At 51.7% G+C, this 1,571-nt stretch carries 1 protein-coding gene; it reads right to left on the reverse strand.

What is annotated here, in order from left to right; genetic code table 11:
• Positions 1 to 59: 59 nt before the first annotated feature.
• The coding region (tnpC, locus tag ACY2RQ_RS19265) for an IS66 family transposase (RefSeq protein ID WP_490114635.1) at positions 60 to 1,571 on the reverse strand (1,512 nt) is incomplete at its 5' end.

Below are 1,571 nucleotides of genomic sequence, written 5' to 3' on the forward strand. Positions count from 1 at the left end.
GTAAGCATTCCGTGAAGCCATAGACACCACGCCACCGGCTCATAGCCGGTGGTGCGCTTTTAATGTGTTCCATGGTTGTTATCAGTGAAGGTCTGAACCTCATCGGGAGGGCTATGATTTCTCAGTGATTGAAGACGCTCATCCGTCATCAACCAGGGCAGCCAGTCAGTCACGTCTTCAGGAGCCTTCCTTTCATTTTCTGCACACGCTTGCAGATAACCACTCAGCCAGATCCAGGGGTTGATATCCCACAAGTTTAGCGTCATGAACACAGAGAACAGCCACCCGGTCAGTTCACCGCTCCAGTCGCTACCGGCACCGTAGAAGTTTTTACGCCCTACAACGGGTGATCGCAGTGATCTTTCCGCTGCATTGTTGTCCATCGGCACTTCCGGATATTCAGCAAACAGACTCAGCCCTTCCCAGTGCTTTTGCAGGCTGGTGAGCACTTTCTGACACGGCTCTTTCAATCTGGGACGTGCCAGTTCTTTATCGCGCCATTTCGCCATATTATCCAGATGGGTTTTCAGTGCAGCGTCGTGTTTCTGAAACACTTGCGGAGGATCAAGATGACTGAGCCGTTGATGGTTCAGATGGTACAGCCTGCCAATCCGTTTCACCCAGGTGATACTCCAGGTTTTTAGCCCGTCTGTGCCTCGTTCCGCATTGATGAAGTCTCTGCGTACGTGGCTCCAGCAGAAGGCAAGAAACACATCCTGATTTTCACGGGTCAGACTCTTGTAAGCGCTGTAGCGATCACAAACCAGTACACCATTACTGTCGCCTAACAGGCTTTTGGGAACACTGGCCGAACGGTTGTCGTCCACACTGTAGTAGGCCGCTGTACTGGTCAGGAAAACCCATAACCAGTGTTTTTCGGCACCTTCGTCGCTCCACACCATCCAGCGTGTTTCGTCGGCATGCCATTGCTCATCGTGGATGACTTTTTCACGAATCGCCTCAATAACAGGCTCAAATAAGGGTTTGATGATTTTCAAACCGCCGGTGACCGTACCCTGCGCCAGGGGCAGTCCTCGCAGGCGGAAGTCCTGTAACTGCCGAGCCACAGGGATACCAAAGGCATATTTATGCAGCAGAATTTCTACCCAGATGGAGATGCCAAGTTTGCCTTTACGGATCAGTTTCGCTGGCCCTGGTGCCGTGGTGATAGCGGGTGTTTTCTCACATTTGCAGGCTTTGAGGTAACGATGCCTATGGTAACGACGGATATGGGCCTGCACTTCCACTTCAACGACATCACTGTCTTCCGTTCCAAAGGGTTTAAAGGGAAGTTTGCAGTTTGGACAATGTTTTTGGTATTCCTCAAGATCCAGCGTTTCAGAGACCACCGGAAGCGTTGTCACTGTCGTACGACCATGCCCTTTGCGTCCCCGTTGCTGCCCCTTGGGCGTGGATGAGGAACGAGTCTGCTTTTCCTGCTTTCGGGAGGAGCCGGATTTCTTTTCGCTTGAGCGCCCAAAAACCAAGTGTTGCATGTCTGCAAGCTGGTTCTTGAGAGTGTCGACCTGAGCTTGGAAAGTTGCTATTTCACGAGAGTGCTCGACCTTCAT

This window comes from Parendozoicomonas sp. 209JJ7-1 (genome assembly GCF_058147085.1).